Annotated in this window: 3 protein-coding genes; all 3 read right to left on the reverse strand. The window is 57.2% G+C overall.

Features of this window, described 5'->3' with window-relative positions; translation table 11 throughout:
- Positions 1-399: 399 nt before the first annotated feature.
- Positions 400-1134, reverse strand: coding sequence for a hypothetical protein (locus tag ACR0L9_RS20580; RefSeq protein ID WP_480896578.1), 735 nt, complete (start codon positions 1132-1134; stop codon positions 400-402).
- Positions 1055-1393 carry a recombinase family protein gene (locus ACR0L9_RS20585; protein WP_480896579.1) on the reverse strand — a complete coding sequence of 113 codons (339 nt, stop codon included), beginning with the start codon at positions 1391-1393 and terminating at the stop codon, positions 1055-1057. Before ACR0L9_RS20585 ends, ACR0L9_RS20580 begins: the two co-directional genes overlap by 80 nt.
- Before the next feature lie 87 nt (positions 1394-1480).
- The coding region (locus tag ACR0L9_RS20590; protein ID WP_480896581.1) for a recombinase family protein at positions 1481-1739 on the reverse strand (259 nt) is incomplete at its 5' end.

Here is a 1739-nt window from a genome sequence, read left to right on the forward strand (position 1 = left end):
GGTTCGAATCCCTGTCTCCCCGCCACTCATACCTGTCTCAATCCAGTTGTGTTTTCTGACCCGGAATTGTGCCGCAATTCCCGCGAGTTGGCGCATGCGCTTTCAATCAGAGACGGAGCAGATCGTACACTCAGAGCGCATTTTCGGCCGCAGTCTCAGTGCCGTATTTTGGCGGGGTCGCTTTGGGCTGTATTTCCCTGATAAGCGGCAATTTACAGGGAATTTCTGCTAAACAGGTCTGGAACCCGCGATTTTAGATGTCACAACTCTATTTTTTCCAATAGCTTAGGTCGCAAATTCCCTAAAAGTGGAACAGGGAATTTTCTCGTGGGAACAGGGAATTTTGCCGACGGATCAGGGAGGGCGAACCCTGTATCAGGGAAGCAGGATCTGGAGCTATCAAAAACCGAACAGGTTTTCCTGTTCAGCCCAATCAAGTGGGTGGGTTACGCTGACCAGACGCTTGAGTGTAAGTTCAGGCGGCTGGTTGCCGTCGAGTATCGCGGCCTGAATCTTCGGTGAGAGAAACGCGAGCTGGGCGCGGGTACGGATGAAGGCGCCGGGGACGCTTTCGCGGCGTGCAATCTCCTTCAGTCGAACTCCGGACTTCAGATCGCGGGTCCAGCCATGGGCGCGGATCAACATGGACCGGAGGCGGGGATCGGGTTGGGGTGCCATATCTCCGGCGATGACCTTGACCTCAACGCCGTGGCGGCACAGATCGAAGGATGTGGTAATGTGTGTGAGATCCGGGTGCAGTTGGTTCGCTGCAGTGCCAAGTGCGCTTGCCAGGGTATTGGTGTTCAATTCGAGGTCGATCTGTCCTCGTTCAATTCTGCTGCTGGCCAGAATATCTGCGCCGGCCTGACCGGCTTGGCGTTGAAGCTGGGTTACTAAATCCGCAACTGAAGTCTGCACTGCCTCCGCTGACCCGGCCTCCGGTTGCGCCAGTACCTGATGCGCGGTGGAGGCCTCTTGCAGATGTCTGGCGATGACATCAATGACTGCGTGTTCCAGCACCGGGCCGGGCAGTGGCCAGCCAGAGATATCCTTGCTACCCGAGATCAATCGATTGGAGATATAGTAGCGCAACCGACGGCCATTGCGCGTGGTGTGGGTTGGCCAACCGATCACCAGTTTCGTCCTGCAGCAGACCGGTGAGCCAGGCGCCGGGGTCATTAGCACGTTGGCGCGCATTGGGTGTGGGGTCTGCACGGGATCGCTGCGACGCCTTTTTCAATTTTTCCTGCGCCCGGTCCCAAACGCCTTGGTCGAAGATTGACGGGTGTTGTCCGTCCCAGATCTTATCCTTGTGGCGGATTTTGCCGAGATAGACCGAGTTGCCCAGCAGGTAATAGATTTGGCCGCGTGACAGCGGACGATTCCCCTTCACGCTTCCGTCGGCCAGAACAACCCGTTTTGACCGCAGCCCTTCTGCCGTTGCCCGTTCTTCTACTTTGCGCAGGCAACCCAGCTCGCCTTAAAGCCCAAATAGATGCCAGACCGTTCTGGCCTCCTCCTCATTCACCACCAGCGTTCTTGCCTTCGGATCGGGGTGGCGGTCATAGCCGAGGGGCAGGTTGCCACCCATCCAAAGTCCCTTTTTCTTGGACGCCGCGATTTTGTCGCGGATACGTTCGGCGGTGACTTCCCGTTCAAACTGAGCAAAGGACAACAGCACGTTCAGGGTCAGTCGGCCCTTGGATGAGGAGGTATGGTGCGGGCGAGGCCACAGAGAC

The organism is Ruegeria sp. I3 (genome assembly GCF_056532525.1).